This window comes from Campylobacter sp. DY7 (genome assembly GCF_057802535.1).
This window is the reverse complement of record NZ_JBYJAU010000009.1, coordinates 26,097-41,757: the sequence shown is the minus strand read 5'-3', so window position 1 is coordinate 41,757 and position 15,661 is coordinate 26,097. Positions and strand designations below refer to the sequence as shown.

Sequence of the window (15,661 nt, the reverse complement as noted above, 5' to 3'; positions counted from 1 at the left end):
TAGAGGTATTTATATGGCTAAAACAGCGAAAAAAAGAGAAATAGTTGCTTACGATTCAAGCACCAAAAAACTCTATAAACTTGCTGATAATGTCCTTAGTGAAATAACAGTTAAAGAAAGAGCTAGCTCAGCTTATAATATCACTTATATGCCGGGTGATAATGTAAAGTATGTTTCTGTTGAAGTTCCTAATGGTTCTGAAGAGGATGAAATCAGTATAATTACAAATAAAACTTATGAGTTACTTGAATTGGATATAGAAAAGGAATATAAGATTTCTTATAGTATTTCTAATGCAAGTATTGGAATAAATACGGTTTATAATGTATTTGTTGTAGAAAATGAAAAAATTGAATCAGAATTTAAAGAGGTTGCAAACAAACTGCAATATATTGATTATATTGATATAGAACCTCTTATGTATCAAAATTATTATACAAGTAAAATAATTGAAGGTGATGGGGTTCAAGTATTCATATATTTTCATAAAACTTATGCTACACTTACTGTTTATAAAGATGGAGAATTGATTAATTACAAAATACTTAGCAAATTAAGTATTGATATGCTACATAGTAGTTTTTCTCATGATTTAGGAGAAAGAATTCCTGAGCATATGTTCTTAAATGAATTATCTAAGTATGGATTTGATCATATTGATGATGCGAAAAGAGTTTCTTTAAACAAGATTTTAGGTGATGCGTTTAAGTTTTTAACTTCAAATTTAGCAATTATTCTAAAAACTGCTCAGTTAGACAAAGCTACAATAAGTAAAGTTTTTGTTGGAACAGATATAGGGCTAAGCCAAAATTTCTTAAAAAAAGTAGAAGTATTATTTGCTAATTTTAAAAACATAAATGATGATGAAATTCTTGAAATGCTTTTAAATAATAAAGTTGTAGTTGGAATTAATAGTTTAGAAGTTACAGAATTTGTTAATATCCATAAAATTAAATATGATTTATTTAAAAACATTAGAAATTTTACCGTAGAAGTTAATTCGCCTTCAGAATTTACTAGCACTCCGGAAAAAGAAGGTGGAGAATTAAGAATTAACCCTTTTGTATTATTAAGCTTTTTAAGGGCTAATGAACAATTAAAATTACCTAATGATGTATTTAATATATCAATGTTTTTAAGACCACCGCCTTTTGCTAAAAGGTATTCGGGAAAATTAATCTTATCTATTCTTGCGATAGTTATTTTAGCTAGTATTTATCCTGTTTATAATTATGTAATAGGTCAATTATTAGAAATTGAAACAAAAGAAATAACAGAAAAAATACCGCCAAGACAAAACGAGTATGAAAGAATTGATAATGAGATCAAGAGTTTACAAGCACAATTAAATGACTTAAGAGATAGGACTAATGAAGCAGAAAGAACTCTTTCATTTAGATATGAGCTTTTAAATAATATACATGATAAAAAGGTTAATTATTTATCAAAAGCAAATGCTTCAGTAAAATTAGCTAATATTTTAAACTCAAGCCATATTAAAGTTACAAATATTACTTTTAACGACAAAGTTATTAACTTAAGATTAAAAGGAACAACTAGTGGTGTAACTGCGTTTTTAAAAGAAATAGGAGCTGATGATACTTATACAATAGAGTCTAGAGATGTTTTAATTAAGTTCTTAAATTCAGAAGATAAAGAAAAAGAATATGAAAGCAATATCGTAATAAGGATATTAAAATGAAGCAAGAAAGTTTATTTGATAAAATAGATAGCTACTATGAGAAACAGCCAAATAGTAATGTGTTTTATATGACTATTTTTTTATTTCTTATGCTTTTTGGGTATTTAATTTATGATTATACTTATGAATCATCTGAGGAATATGTAGCTACCGAAACACAAAAGTTAGACAATGCTAAAGCAGAGTTACAAAAGCTTGATGATTTTATTGAGCGTGAAAGACAAAATTCACAAATTCAAAGATTAACACAAGAAATAATGAGCGTTGATAAAAGAAAAAAAGAAGTTGATGCAGAGAATTTATATTTTGATGAAAAATTAAGAGATGCTTCTAGACTTCTTTATAATCAAAAAAATTGGTCTGAATTTATGGCTAAAATTGATGATATTTCAAGAAAATATAATGTAGTTTTAGGCGATGTAAACAGCAGTGTTAATGATTTAGTAAGCCAAAAGGTTGAAGAAGTATTTAATGTTAATTTCTCAATTGTAGGTAAATTTCAAAATATTTTACAGTTTGTAAATAGTTTAGAGCAATCAATTGATGTTGTTGATGTTAATATGCTAAAGCTTGATAAAATCAATAACAATAATGATTCAAATGAACAAGCAAATAATTCTGAAGTAAAATATACTAGCGATATTAAAGCAGATATTAAAATCTCAATATGGGGGATTAAATACTAATGAAAAAAATATTTTTTATACTTATTTGTTTTCAAGCTTTATTTGCAATGACAAGGGCTGAAATAGATAAGAAGTTTAGCGAATTAGTGGAAATTAGAGATACTATTGAGTATAGCGAAATAGTTAGAACTAATGACCCGTTTTATAAAGATAAGATTAAATCAGATGAAGTTATTACTTTTACTTTACATGCAATAGTTGATAAAAGAGTGAAAATAAATCAAAAGTGGTATGGATTAAATGATGCAATTGCAGCAGGTTACAGAGTTGTAAGTATCAATAAAGAAAGAGTAGGGCTTTCTAATTCAATTAATTATATAGAACTTAATTTAAAGGATAATCAGTATGTTAAAATCAATGTTAAATAAGACAGTTTTATCTATAAGTGCAGCATTAATATTATCAAGTTCTTTGAATGCAGCAGATTGTTCAAAAAGAGCTTTTGATATAAAGGTTAATAAAGAAGATACATCAGCGTATGAAATTATAAATCAATTATCAAAAGTTTGTGATTTTAGTGTCGTTTATAAGGATTCTTATTCTAAGAATATTTTAAATACAAGACAAGATGGAATAAGTATTAAAAATATGCATATTAATAATGTTTTTGATTTACTTATAAAAGAACAAGGTTTAGATTATGAATTTGCAAATAATATTTTAAAAATTCAAGGTCTTCAAACAAAAACTTTTAAATTAGATTATATTACATCTGTTCGTAAAGGTAGTGCAATTACTAAGGCAAATGTTGAATCTCAAGCTTCAAGCAGTGATAGTAGTAGTTCAAGTTCTAGTTCAAGTTCTGATAGCGATAATATGATTGAGACTAAAGAAGAGTTTGATTTTTGGAAGAATATAGGTAAAGAAATATCAGATATTGTTCAAAACTCAGGACAAAATATTCCTATCGTTCCACCTACGATTAACTCAAATGCAGGTTTAATAACTGTTACTTCAAGTAATGAAATATTAGATAGAATTGAAACATATTTAAATCAAGTTCAAGAATCGCTTAAAAAACAAGTAATAATTGATGTTTCAATTATTGAAGTAAGCCTAAATAAATCACATAAAACCGGTATAGATTGGACTCAGTTTAATTTAGGTTTTGATACGACAGGATTATTACCGGGTCAAGGAATTTCAAGCATAATTCCAAATGATGTTATCTTTGGTGGAACTGGTAGTATAAGAGATAAAAGTGCTAATTTTACTGGCGTTACTTTTGGAAAAACTCATAATGGAAGATGGAATGGAAAAGAAAATATAGCTTTAAATATGGGTGTTAACTTAACAGGTATGATAAATTTTCTTAAAGAAAGCGGAGATGTTAAAGTTGTATCAAGTCCAAAAATAGCTACTTTAAATAACCAACAAGCATTAATTACAGTAGGTAATACTTATAATTATAAACTTAAAGGAAGTAGCACAACAACTGATAGCGGTAGCACAGGCGATGCAGATGAAGAAAAATCAATATTTGTAGGTATTTTATTAAATATCTTACCTGAAATATCAGATGATAATAAGATTATGTTAAGAATTAACCCAAGCATTAGTGAATTATTACGCCCAGAAGATTCTAGGGTAAATAGTGCTAAAGGTTATAGAGAAGTTGCGCCTGATACAAGACAAAAGAAATTGTCGACAGTTGTTCAAGTAAGAGATGGTGAAACTATTGTTTTAGGTGGTCTAATAACTGATTCAGATACATTTAAAAAGAATGGAATTCCTGTTTTACAAGATATTCCTTTAGTAGGTAAATTATTTGGTTCAAAAGAAAAATCTAAAGATAAAGCAGAGCTTGTATTTGTTATAACTCCACATATAGTTGATTTTACTAAAGATAAAGAAGATATTAAAAAATCTTTAGAAGATTTAGGATATACTTTAGCGATTGATTATAAAGAAGATTTAAAGCCAACTGCAACCAAAAATATATTTAAAGAAAAAGCAGAAGAATTTGATTCAGTAAATGAAACTGAATAAAGGTTTGTTTTGAATAAATATACATTAGCAAAAGAATTATTTATAGATAATTTAGAAAGTCTTAGATTTATCAATCTTGATAAATCTAAGATTGCTTATCATAAGATTATCACTTCATTAGAAAAACCATTAAAATTAGTGTTATTTTATGGAAAACCAGGTTGTGGCAAAACATTTTTACTACATAAAATTGAAAAAGATTTAAAGGAAAAAAATAAAAAAATTATATTATTAGAACAGCCATTTTACTCAGAATCAGGATTTTATACTGAACTGCATAAAAAAATTTTTAATGAATATATTGAAATTGAAAAATATGAAGATTTTTTAAATATATTTAAATCAAAAATAACTCAAACTCCAGAAGAATTAAAATATGATGGCTATATGATAATGCTTGATGAAGCTCAAATGTATCCTAATATTTTGCTAGAAAAAATTAGATTATTATCAGATACTAGAATGTTTAAATTTTTATTTACTGTTCATAAGACAATAGCAGATGAAGATATATTAGCTCAAGAACATTTTACAACTAGAATTTGGGAAAGCATTGAGCTTAGTGAATCTAGTGAAAGTGAAATAAAAACATATATAGATAAAAAACTAGAAACTTTAAAAAATGGTTTAGACAAAGGATTTTTTAATAGCAAAAATTATAAGTTCATTTATCAAATTACAAAAGGTAATCTAAGAACTGTAAATATGTTATTATATAAAGCTTTTGAAATATACGAATTTTATGAACAAGAAAGATTTAGTGAATTTAATAATCCTAAAATTAATGAAAAAGTTTTAGAAATGGCTGCAATTGATAAAGGTTTATTGCATGCTTAATTTACATGAAGTTATAGAGCTTGAAAATAAATGGCTTGCATATACAAATAAAAAAAAGAAGAAGAAATATTTTATTGCGTATGTATTATTAGCAATATTCTTTGTATTGATTCTTTTATCTATTATTTTTTATGCATATTCAAAAGGTGCTAGTGAGCTTGAAATGAATGTTAAAAAAAGTAATCAAGAGATTAAAAGACAAATTGATGAAAAAAAAGTAAAGATTGAAAAAGAGAAAATACTTGAAAATAAAACAAAAATTGAAAATAAAATAATAGAGCCTATAAAAGAAGAAAAGCTTGTAGTTAAAGAAAATCAAATAATTGATGATAATAGTGATGAAATTTTAACTTTGAATATTATGAATATTGATGTTAAAAATACAACTTTTAAAAAATCTCAAGAAACACCTCAAAAGCAGATAATAAAAACAATACCTAAGACAGTAAATACAGGTAATATTGTGATTACTGATTTAAACACAAAAACATTAGATGCTAAAGAAGAATTAAATGATTTAGAATACTTAAAACTTAAATTTGCAGAGACAAATAGTATTTATTTTGCATTAGATATTGCAAATACATATTATTCTAAGGCTAAGTATAAGGATGCAAGAGATTGGGCTTTAACAGCAAATAAAATTAATCCTAAGAATGATGATAGCTGGATATTATTTGCTAAATCAAGTTATAAATTAGGTTTTAAAGAACAAGCTATTAATTCTTTAAATAATTATTTAAAACATAGTAATTCTAAAAAAATAAAAGATACTTTAGATTTAATTAAAAAAGGTCAATTATGAAAAAATTTTTATTCTTAATAATAGCTATTCAAAGTTTTGCTATTAATATTGCTGATATTAATAAAGCAATTACAAATAAAGAATATTCAAAAGTTTGTAATAATTCAATTTATGATATAGCTATAAAAAATAAAGATGATGGCTTATTAAATTTATATGCCATTGCTTGTTTAAAATCTGATTATATAAATAAATTATCGGCAGTAATTATAGCTTTAAGAAATTCTAAAGAAGCAAGAGCTAACGCTGTGTATTATTCTACAATTTTGTATAAGAAAAAACTATTGCATTCTGCCTTGGTAGATGGATTAAATATAAATGCAATTAAATTACCTAAATGTGATTATATTTTATCAGATATTTATGATGATTATATTAGTCAAAATTATACTAAACAAGATGATAAATATATTTTTAGCTATAATGATAAAATATATGAATTAAGTTTAAGAGAAGATAAGCCGTTTACAAAAATGGTTGTAAAAATAAAAAGTTTAAATAATGAAATTTTAGATGTGAAAGAGTACTGGTAATGGAATTTGTAGATCGTTTAGGAGTTTTAGTTTATAGAAGAAAGATGGAATTAAAGGATACTATTTCATCTTATGAAAATCCAGAAGAAAAATTACAATATTTAAAAAGTATATTAGATGAGAGCACCTTAGAATCTTTATTAATGGATTTATATAGGTCAAATGGAATAAGTTTAGATGATATTGCTATGTATTTTGAGATTAGCAATAGAGATTTTTTAGAAAAAGTAGCTCAAAAATTAAGATTTGAATATATAGATTTAGATTCGGTAGATATAAACTATAAGATTTCTGAGAAAATTCAATATTCAGTATTATCAAATTTTGGTTTTTTACCTTTTAAAGAAGATGAGATAAATCTTTATGTAGCATATAAAGAGCCATTTAATTTAGAAGCACAAGATAAAGTTCAGCATTTATTTAATAGAAAATTAGTTAAAAACTATGTTGCAAATCCAGCTCAAATTGATAGATATTTAAGCAAAATTCAATTAAATGAAAGTATAAAAGATATTATCAACGATATTAGAAAAGAATTAAGCTCTGATCCTACAATGGCTTCTGGAGGAGATCAAGATAGTTCGGGTATTTTAAAACTAATTGAAGTAATTCTTAGAACTTGCATAGTAAATCGCTCAAGTGATATTCACATAGAACCAACTGAAACCAACTGCATTGTTCGTGGAAGAATTGATGGTATGTTAACTGAGATTTTTATATTTGATAAAGATATTTATCCACCGATGGTTTCAAGAATGAAATTATTATCAAATATGGATATTGCAGAAAAAAGAAAACCACAAGATGGTAGATTTTCAGCAAGGGTTTTAGATAAAGAATATGATTTTCGTATTTCAACACTGCCTATAATCAATGGTGAAAGTATAGTTTTAAGGATTCTTGATAAATCAAAAATTTTAATTAGCTTAGGTAATCTTGGTATGCACCCAACTAACCTTGAAAGATTTCAAGCTGCAATGCATGCTCCTTACGGCATTATACTTGTAACCGGCCCAACAGGAAGTGGTAAGACAACAACACTTTATGCAGCACTTAATGATATGAAGAGTGTAGAAACTAAGATTATTACAGTTGAAGACCCAGTTGAATATCAACTTAATTTAATTCAGCAAGTTCATGTTAATGAAAAAGCAGGACTTACATTTGCTGCGGCGCTTAGATCTATTCTAAGACAAGACCCTGATATTATCATGATAGGTGAGATTAGGGATGCTGAAACTCTTACTATTGCTATACAAGCAGCACTTACAGGGCACTTAGTGTTTTCAACCCTTCACACAAACGATGCTGTATCAGCTGTAACTAGGATTGTTGATATGGGGGTTGAGCCTTACATGGTAAGTGGTGCATTAACTGCTATTGAAGCACAAAGGCTTGTAAGAAAACTTTGCCCTGCTTGTAAGCAAGTTACTAAAATACCTGATAATTTTTATTCAAGAATAGAAAAGTATTTACACGAAGTAGAAAGCCCACAATTTTATAAGCCTGTTGGCTGCCCTAAATGCTCTCAGACAGGTTATACAGGTCGTGAAATGATTAGTGAAATTCTTCCTATAAGCGATAGAATATCATCTATGGTTGCTGCTGGTGCATCTAAAGAAGAGATTAGAAAAGTAGCGTATGAAGAAGGTTTTGTTGATATGTTTCATGATGGTATTGTAAGAGCTGCTAAGGGCGTTACTAGTGTTGATGAAGTATTAAGAGTTGCGAAAGAGTAATAAATGAAGAAATTTCAAGTTGAATATATAAGTAAAGGACAAAAAAAAGTTTTAACTCTAACAGCACAAAATAAAGCAAGTGCAGTAGAGCAAGCTAAAAATAGAAATTTAGGTCGTATTGTAAAGGCTGGCGAAGTTCAAACGGTTTCTTTAGGTAGTGCCGTTGATAAATTGAAAAATTTATCATTCTTTAAACCGACTGTAAAATTACCTGATTTAATAGCTTCTATAAACCAACTAGGAGTTATGGCAGGTGCTGGTATTTCCATTCATGATAGCGTAAGAGAAGTTGCTAATTCTAGTGCTAATAAAAGAGTAAAAGAAATATTTTCTAAAGTTTATGAAGACTTAAACGCAGGTCTTAGTATAAGTTTATCTTTAGAGCCTTTTCAAGCTGAATTAGGGGATATCACTTTAGCTATGGTAAAACTTGGTGAGAGTACTGGTAAATTAGGTGAGAGCTTAAAAAAACTTGCAGAAATTTTACAAGAATTATATGACAATCAACAAAAGTTTAAAAAAGCTTTAAGATATCCTATTATAGTTGTTACAGCAATTGCAATTGCATTTACTATCTTAATGCTTGTTGTTGTTCCGCAGTTTAAAGAAATATTTGAACAATTAGGTGCTAATTTACCACCTGCAACAAAGGCGTTATTATTTATAGAACATACTTTAAGAAATTATGGTTTATATGTTTTAGCTGTTTTAATAGGTGGGATATTTATTAGTAGAAGATTTTATAGAATTAATGATAATTATAAAGCTTTAGTTGATAAATATGCGCTTAAGACCTATTTGATAGGTAAGATTATTTTATTTGCAACTATGAGTAGATTTAATCTAATTTTTACTGAGTTAGTAAGAGCAGGTATTCCTATTGCAGATGCTTTAGATACTTCTCTTAGAACAATAGCAAATACAACAATGAAAAATAAATTAAATGCAACCAAGGTTTCAATTTCAAGAGGTCTTAGTTTAACAGAAGCTTTTAAAGAAACTGAATTGTATGAAAATATGTTAATTCAAATGATTAAAGCAGGAGAAGCCAGCGGTCAGCTAGATGCAATGCTTGAAAAGGTAACTGCATATTATAAAGAAAGATTTAATAATATTATTGATAACTTATCAAGCTATATTGAGCCTATTCTTATGCTTTTTATTGCAGGTATGGTTTTATTCCTTGCTTTAGGTATTTTTATGCCTATGTGGGATTTAGGAAGCGCAGTTAAGAGCTAATTTTGATTTTTAACCATATTTATATATGGTTAAAAACTTTTTAAATTTACAATAATTTAACTAAGTTCTATACAATCTATATTTTAGAAATTAATTATTAAAATTACTCGGAATTTGAAATAGGAATTTGAGAATATAAATTATTGTAATTTCTAACAAAGTAATTCTTTAAAGGAGCAAAAATGACTAAAATATTAATGATAGAAGATGATTTAGAATTAGCAGAGATTTTAAAAGAGTATTTAGAACAATACGATATGAAAGTTGATGTAGCAGATGAACCTTATATAGGATTATCTAAATTAAATCTTACTACCTATGATTTAATTATTTTAGATTTGACTTTACCTGGTATGGATGGTCTTGAAGTGTGTAAAGAGATTAGAAAAAAACATACAAGTCCTATAATAGTTTCATCAGCAAGACATGATATAAACGACAAAGTAGAAGCTTTGGAATTAGGGGCTGATGATTATTTACCAAAGCCTTATGATCCAAAAGAATTAAAAGCAAGAATTACTTCTCATTTAAGAAGATTTGAGCAAATTCAAATAAGTGCAAATGAACATTCAAATAAGACTTTAGAATACGATGAATTTAAACATGCTATCTATTTTAAAGGTAAAGAATTAGTATTAACAAATGCAGAGTTTGATATATTAAGCTATTTGATTAAAAAAGAAGGTGGAGTTGTAAGCCGTGAAGAGCTTATATATAATTGCTCATCAATTAATGAAGAGAGTTCAAATAAAAGTATAGATGTAATTATTTCAAGAATTCGCCAAAAAATAAGCGATGATAGTAAAACTCCAACTCATATTCACGCAATTAGAGGAATTGGCTATAAGCTTACACAATGAAATCTAGTATTTTTTATGTAATAACATTTATTTTTATACTAGCAAGTTCTACGATAGGAGTAGCGTTTATTTGGCTTATTAATTATGATAAGATTAATTATTCAAATGAGCTAAATGCAAAATACTCTTATCTAGCAAACTTAAAACTTCAAGAATTAAACGATTCAATAACAAAAGAAGAATTTGATAATAAACAAAAGCAATTTAAATTAAAGCTAATTAGCAAAGACAATAAAAGAAGTATAATTAGTGATTCAATTATACTTGCAGAAGATAGTAATAACCTAGGAACTAGTAAAATTCTTACAAATAATGGAAAGAATTATTTGTATATAATGGCAAATGATAAAGAATTTTTATATGAAGATACTAATTTTAATTCATATAGATATATGAGTATTCAAATTATTTTATGTATTGTTATTTTGGTTTTACTAATTAGTTATATATTCGTTATAGGAAAATTAAGACCTATTAGAAGACTAAAAAGACAAATTACAAAATTTGCAAATAATGATTTAGATAATATAGAAAATATTAGTAAAGGTAGCGATGAGATTTCTCAAGTTTCTGATGCCTTTTATCAAGCTATTAAAAAAATTAAAGATTTAAATACTTCAAGACAATTTTTTTTAAGAAATATAATGCACGAATTAAAAACTCCTATTACAAAAGGTAGAATTACTGCTGAAATGCTTGAAGACACGAAATTTAAGCAAAGATTAATAAGTGTATTTGATAGAATGGTTATATTAATTGACGAGTTAGCAGCAGTAGAACAAATCACAAGTGGAGTAGCAAAAAACCCAAAAAAAATCTCTATAACTCATATTTTTAACGAAGCTAAGGAAATGCTTTTATTAGAAAATGAAAAAATAAATATAATTATAGATAATACTTTTTTAGTTTATGTAGATTTTAAGCTATTTACAACTGCTGTAAAAAATTTATTAGATAATGCAATTAAATATTCAGATGATAACGCTGTAAAGGTTATAATTTGTCAAGAGAGTATAAAATTTTATAATAAAGGTAAAAAATTAGAAAAGAATATAGAATATTATCTTGAGCCTTTTACACAAGGTGGAACTAAAGCTTCAAATTCATTCGGTTTAGGGCTTTATGTTGTAAATACAATCTTAGAAGCTCATAAATTAAAATTAAATTATAGCCATGATAATGGATATAATATTTTTTCAATAACTAATCTTACAAGCATTATAAAAGAAGAAAAATAATAAAATAACTCTATATTTACTTTTAAATAGTTAAAATAACGGCTTATTTCACACACACCAATCCTTATTTGTTGCAACTTTAGTTGTATTTGGGTGTGGAGGTAAAAACAATTTTTTAAGGAGAAACCTATGGTTACAATGAGAGATTTATTAGAATGTGGTGTGCACTTTGGGCATCAAACAAGACGCTGGAATCCTAAAATGAAAAAATTCATTTTTGGCGAGAGAAAAGGTATTTATGTAATTGATTTACAAAAAACAATTAGATATTTTAGATATACATACAATATCGTTCGTGATGCAGCAGCTGAAGGTAAAACAATTTTATTTGTAGGAACAAAAAAACAAGCTACTGATGCTATTAAAGAATACGCTATTAAATGTGGAATGCCGTATGTAAATCACAGATGGTTAGGCGGTATGATGACAAACTTCGAAACCATTCGCCAATCAATCAGAAAACTTGAAGTTATTGAAAGTATGCAAGAAGATGGAAGCATTAATCTTTTAACTAAAAAAGAAGCATTAATGTTAAACAGAAAAAAAGAAAAATTACTAGACTATTTAGGTGGTATTAGAGATCTTAAAACTCGCCCTGATATGATTTTTGTAATTGATACAGTAAAAGAAAGAATTGCGGTTGCAGAAGCAAATAGATTAAAAATCCCAGTAGTTGCACCAATTGATACTAACTGCGATCCTGATGTTGTAGATTTTCCTATCCCAGGTAACGATGATGCTATTCGCTCAGTTCAATTATTCTGCCAAGAAATGTGTGAAGCTATTCTAGAAGGTAAAGCTTTAAGAGAGCAAGATGGTGAAGTAGTTGAAAAAGCTGAAATTAGCGAAGATGAAAAACAAGAAGTTCTTGAAGAAGCTATGATGGAAGGAGAAGAATAATGGCAGAAATTACAGCAGCTATGGTAAAAGACCTGCGCGAAAGCACAGGTGCTGGAATGATGGATTGCAAAAACGCTCTTAAAGAGTGTGATGGAGATATGCAAAAAGCTGTTGAATACTTAAGAGAAAAAGGCTTAAGTAAAGCAGCTAAAAAAGCAGATAGATTAGCAGCTGAAGGATTAGTAGGCGTTAAAATTAGCGCTAATCTAGCTAGTTTAGTAGAAATCAACTCAGAAACAGATTTCGTTGCTAAAAACGATAAATTTGTGGATTTAGTAAATAAAACAGTAGAACAAGTTCAAGTAAGTGGTGTTAGCGATGTTGAAGGCTTATTAAATAGTTCTATTGATGGTGCTAAATTTGAAGATTATTTAAAAAACCAAATCGCAACAATAGGAGAAAACCTAGTTGTAAGAAGATTTGCTACTTTAAAAGCTAGTGGAAATGAAGCTTTAAGTGGATATTTACATACAAATGGTCGTGTAGGTGTTATCGTAAAAGCTAAATTTAATAATGCAGCAAATAAAGAAAAAGTAGAAGAATTTTTAAAACAACTTTGCATGCATATTGCTGCAATGAAACCAAGTGTTTTAAGCTATAAAGAATTAGATAAAGATTTTGTAGAATCAGAATATAGAGCTTTATGTGCTGAGCTTGAAAAAGAAAATGAAGAATTAGTTCGCCTTAAAAAACCACTTCATAAAATTCCACAATTTGCAAGTAGATTACAAATCACTGATGCGGTTTTAAAGCAAGCTGAAGAAGATATTAAAGCTGAATTAAAAGCTCAAAATAAACCTGAGCAAATTTGGGATAAAATCATTCCTGGTCAAATGGCTAGATTTATAGCTGATAACTCTATACTTGATTCTCGCCTTACATTAATGGGACAATTTTATGTAATGGATGATAAAAAAACTGTAGAGCAAGTAATTGCTGATAAATCAGCTGAATTAAAAGATGAATTAGTAATTGAAAGCTTTGTTAAATACGAAGTAGGCGAAGGCTTAGAGAAGAAAAACGAAGATTTTGCAGCAGAAGTTGCAGCTCAAATGGGTAATTAATGTTACAAGCAAACGGCATTTATAAAAAATATGATGCCGTTTTGTTTGATAATTTAAATTTAACTTTAAGGCCACAACAAACTTTAGCAGTTTTAGGCAGGAGTGGTTGTGGTAAATCTACTTTATTACATATTTTATCAACACTTTTAGAACCAGATAAAGGCGAAATTTTTTACAAAGGTAATAATATTTATAAAATAAGCGAAGACGAAAGATTAAAAATAAGAAGAAATGATTTTGGAATTATCTTTCAGCAACATTATCTTTTTAAAGGATTTTTAGCTTACGAGAATATTGAACTAGCAAGTGTTTTATCAAATCAAAAAATAGATGAAAATATTATTGATTTTTTGGGAATTAGAAATATTTTAAGCAAAAAAGCAAATGAATTAAGTGGTGGAGAACAGCAAAGAATTAGCATTGCAAGGGTTCTTTGTAAAAAACCTAAAATTATTTTTGCAGATGAGCCAACTGGAAATCTTGATCCAAATAATGCAAAAATAGCTATGAAGTTGCTAATTGATTATGTTAAAAATAATAATTCAGCATTATTTTTAATCACACATGATGAAACTTTAGCTTTAATGTGTGATGATATCCTAAGGATTAGCAATGGGTAAATTAGTGTTTTTAAGTGGAGCAGGGCTTAGTGCTCCATCAGGCTTAAGCACATTTAGAGATAATAATGGTCTTTGGGAGCAGTATGATTTAGATGTGGTTTGTAATTATGAAACTTGGCTTAAAAATTATGATTTAGTTCATGAGTTTTACAATAAAAGAAGGCTAGAGTTAAAAAAAGTAAAACCTAATAAAATGCATGAAAAAATAGCTGAATTATCAAATAGATTTGAAGTTATTAATTTTACTCAAAATGTTGATGATTTATTAGAGCGTGCAGGTTGTAAAAACGTTATTCATTTGCATGGAAAATTATTAGAATTGCATTGTGTTAATTGTGGTGATAAAATTAGATTAAATCTTGAAGATGATTTGGAATTTGAATTCGGAAATTGCAAAAAATGTCAAAGTAAGATGATGAAGCCAAGCGTTGTATTTTTTGGAGAACATGCACCATTTTATGCTGAATTATATTCAACTTTTTATAATCTTAAAGAAGATGATTTGGCTATTATCATAGGAACAAGTGGAGCAGTTATAAACATTAATTCCTTACTAAGATTTGCAAAATCAAAAAATATTTTAATAAATTTAGAAAAAAATAAATATATAGATGAATGTTTATTTTCTAATGTAATTTACAAATCTTGTGATGAATGTATTAATGAATTAGAGCAAATTATTCAAGAATGGAACTCGTAAGATTATTTAGCGAACAAAATATAGTTTTGTTTATGTTGCTATTAGCAAGAATGAGTGGTCTTTGCTTATTTTTTCCTTTTTATTCACATTTGCAAATTCCTGTGATTATTAAAACTAGTTTTATTATGATTTTAGTTTTCTTTTTTTATCCATTAGCCCATACAAACATAACTCCTAATTTAATAACCTATGCGATTGTGATGGAACTAATTTTTGGTTTAATTGCAGGATTATGTTTGCAGCTTACATTTGCTATTTTGCAAATGTGCGGAGAGCATATTAGTTTTATTATGGGTTTTTCTATGGCAAGTGTGCTTGACCCAAATACTGGTGCAAATACACCTATTATAGGACATTTTATTTCACTTTTAGCATTGTTATTGTTTTTAGCTTATGATGGACATCATTTGGTTTTAATGTTTTGGGCTAAGAGTTTAGATAGTGTTTTATTAGGTGATTTTATGTTAAGCAATGTTTGGTTTAATCAAATTATGCTTGAAGTAAAAGATATATATTTAATAGGGCTTAGTTTGGCATTTCCTATTATTGCTATATCTATGCTTAGTGATTTTGTATTTGGCTTACTTATGAAAACTATGCCACAATTTAACCTTTTAGTGGTAGGCTACCCTATAAAAATAACTGTCGCATTTATTGTTTTGATGACAATTTTAGCTACAATTTTATTTTATTTTAAAGAATTAGTATTGAAAGTGTTTAAACAACTTGAATTATTTATTAGTTAGGAA

16 protein-coding genes are annotated in these 15,661 nt (G+C 27.3%); all 16 read left to right on the top strand.

The genetic code is table 11. The features are described 5' to 3' along the window. Window positions 1-13: 13 nt before the first annotated feature. The 16 genes from AC1B00_RS06840 to fliR all read left to right on the top strand — a co-directional run bounded on the left by AC1B00_RS06840 (window position 14) and on the right by fliR (window position 15,658). On the top strand, window positions 14-1,702 hold the full coding sequence (locus tag AC1B00_RS06840) for a hypothetical protein (RefSeq protein WP_488848938.1): 1,689 nt from the start codon (window positions 14-16) through the stop codon (window positions 1,700-1,702). Next, entirely contained in the window at window positions 1,699-2,388 is a 690-nt protein-coding gene (locus tag AC1B00_RS06835; protein WP_488848937.1) for a hypothetical protein, read from the top strand. The genes AC1B00_RS06840 and AC1B00_RS06835 overlap by 4 nt, the downstream gene beginning before the upstream one ends. After that, window positions 2,388-2,756: a hypothetical protein gene (locus AC1B00_RS06830; RefSeq protein WP_488848936.1), complete on the top strand. Its 369-nt coding sequence runs from the start codon at window positions 2,388-2,390 to the stop codon at window positions 2,754-2,756. The genes AC1B00_RS06835 and AC1B00_RS06830 overlap by 1 nt, the downstream gene beginning before the upstream one ends. Then, on the top strand, window positions 2,734-4,377 hold the full coding sequence (mshL, locus tag AC1B00_RS06825) for a pilus (MSHA type) biogenesis protein MshL (protein ID WP_488848935.1): 1,644 nt from the start codon (window positions 2,734-2,736) through the stop codon (window positions 4,375-4,377). Before AC1B00_RS06830 ends, mshL begins: the two co-directional genes overlap by 23 nt. 9 nt (window positions 4,378-4,386) lie before the next feature. After that, on the top strand, window positions 4,387-5,214 hold the full coding sequence (locus AC1B00_RS06820; RefSeq protein ID WP_488848934.1) for an ATP-binding protein: 828 nt from the start codon (window positions 4,387-4,389) through the stop codon (window positions 5,212-5,214). Further along, complete coding sequence (locus AC1B00_RS06815) at window positions 5,207-6,019, top strand: CDC27 family protein (protein WP_488848932.1); 813 nt, start codon at window positions 5,207-5,209, stop codon at window positions 6,017-6,019. The genes AC1B00_RS06820 and AC1B00_RS06815 overlap by 8 nt, the downstream gene beginning before the upstream one ends. After that, on the top strand, window positions 6,016-6,552 hold the full coding sequence (locus AC1B00_RS06810) for a hypothetical protein (RefSeq protein WP_488848931.1): 537 nt from the start codon (window positions 6,016-6,018) through the stop codon (window positions 6,550-6,552). Before AC1B00_RS06815 ends, AC1B00_RS06810 begins: the two co-directional genes overlap by 4 nt. Window positions 6,553-6,596: 44 nt before the next feature. Then, window positions 6,597-8,291: a GspE/PulE family protein gene (locus tag AC1B00_RS06805; RefSeq protein ID WP_488848969.1), complete on the top strand. Its 1,695-nt coding sequence runs from the start codon at window positions 6,597-6,599 to the stop codon at window positions 8,289-8,291. 3 nt (window positions 8,292-8,294) lie between these two features. Next, window positions 8,295-9,530, top strand: a complete 1,236-nt coding sequence (locus AC1B00_RS06800; RefSeq protein ID WP_488848930.1) for a type II secretion system F family protein — start codon at window positions 8,295-8,297, stop codon at window positions 9,528-9,530. Window positions 9,531-9,712: 182 nt separating this feature from the next. After that, window positions 9,713-10,390 carry a response regulator transcription factor gene (locus AC1B00_RS06795; protein WP_239817013.1) on the top strand — a complete coding sequence of 226 codons (678 nt, stop codon included), beginning with the start codon at window positions 9,713-9,715 and terminating at the stop codon, window positions 10,388-10,390. After that, window positions 10,387-11,628 carry an ArsS family sensor histidine kinase gene (locus AC1B00_RS06790; protein ID WP_488848929.1) on the top strand — a complete coding sequence of 414 codons (1,242 nt, stop codon included), beginning with the start codon at window positions 10,387-10,389 and terminating at the stop codon, window positions 11,626-11,628. Before AC1B00_RS06795 ends, AC1B00_RS06790 begins: the two co-directional genes overlap by 4 nt. Window positions 11,629-11,757: 129 nt before the next feature. Then, window positions 11,758-12,528, top strand: coding sequence for a 30S ribosomal protein S2 (gene rpsB / locus AC1B00_RS06785; RefSeq protein WP_336611825.1), 771 nt, complete (start codon window positions 11,758-11,760; stop codon window positions 12,526-12,528). After that, on the top strand, window positions 12,528-13,592 hold the full coding sequence (tsf, locus tag AC1B00_RS06780) for a translation elongation factor Ts (protein ID WP_336611826.1): 1,065 nt from the start codon (window positions 12,528-12,530) through the stop codon (window positions 13,590-13,592). Before rpsB ends, tsf begins: the two co-directional genes overlap by 1 nt. After that, window positions 13,592-14,212: an ABC transporter ATP-binding protein gene (locus tag AC1B00_RS06775; protein WP_488848928.1), complete on the top strand. Its 621-nt coding sequence runs from the start codon at window positions 13,592-13,594 to the stop codon at window positions 14,210-14,212. Before tsf ends, AC1B00_RS06775 begins: the two co-directional genes overlap by 1 nt. Then, window positions 14,205-14,912 (top strand): SIR2 family NAD-dependent protein deacylase, encoded by a 708-nt coding sequence (locus AC1B00_RS06770; protein WP_488848927.1) that lies wholly within the window; start codon window positions 14,205-14,207, stop codon window positions 14,910-14,912. Before AC1B00_RS06775 ends, AC1B00_RS06770 begins: the two co-directional genes overlap by 8 nt. After that, on the top strand, window positions 14,900-15,658 hold the full coding sequence (gene fliR / locus AC1B00_RS06765; RefSeq protein WP_336611829.1) for a flagellar biosynthetic protein FliR: 759 nt from the start codon (window positions 14,900-14,902) through the stop codon (window positions 15,656-15,658). Before AC1B00_RS06770 ends, fliR begins: the two co-directional genes overlap by 13 nt. The last annotated feature ends 3 nt before the right edge of the window (window positions 15,659-15,661 follow it).